This is a genomic window from Streptomyces sp. DH12, from assembly GCF_020873895.1.
Taxonomy (GTDB): Bacteria; Actinomycetota; Actinomycetes; order Streptomycetales; family Streptomycetaceae; genus Streptomyces.
This window is the reverse complement of record NZ_JAHWGT010000888.1, coordinates 1-473: the sequence shown is the minus strand read 5'-3', so window position 1 is coordinate 473 and position 473 is coordinate 1. Positions and strand designations below refer to the sequence as shown.

Genomic DNA, 473 nt, shown 5'->3' with positions numbered 1-473 from the left:
TCCGAGGAGGACGAGATGGGCCTCGCGGTCATCAGCGGCCTCGTCGACGATGTCGAGGTCAGTGCCGGGGAGAGCGGCGGATCGATCCGCATGAGGTGGCCCACCACGCCGCCGGCCGCGCTGTTCACCTGACCGGTTCACCCGTACGCCGACCGTTTTCCGAAGGGCCCCCTGCATGGGGGCCCTTCGGCACGTGCGGGTGCCGGGGACCGCCCTTACAGTGGTTCCCAGCGGATGATCGCGTGAATTCGTTCACGATCCTCCGCGCCCGGGAAAATGCGATCAAGAGAATGCCTCAAAGGCATTACCGATTTCCGGCCGACCGGTCGCCGGAGATCAATGGTGAAGAGCGACTGCGCGCCATTTACATTTCTCGCGGTCTGTTTAGATCAGGTTCCGGTACCTACAATCCCGTCCACATCTTGAGCTCAGCCCAAGCGTCAAGGAGGACGAATGGCGGGGCTTTCCATCTC

Annotated in this window: 1 pseudogene; it reads left to right on the top strand. The window is 62.8% G+C overall.

Annotated features, from left to right (window positions below):
- Nucleotides 1–132, top strand: a pseudogene (locus tag LPA54_RS37620) (ATP-binding protein); the annotation flags it as partial.
- Between the last annotated feature and the right edge of the window lie 341 nt (nucleotides 133–473).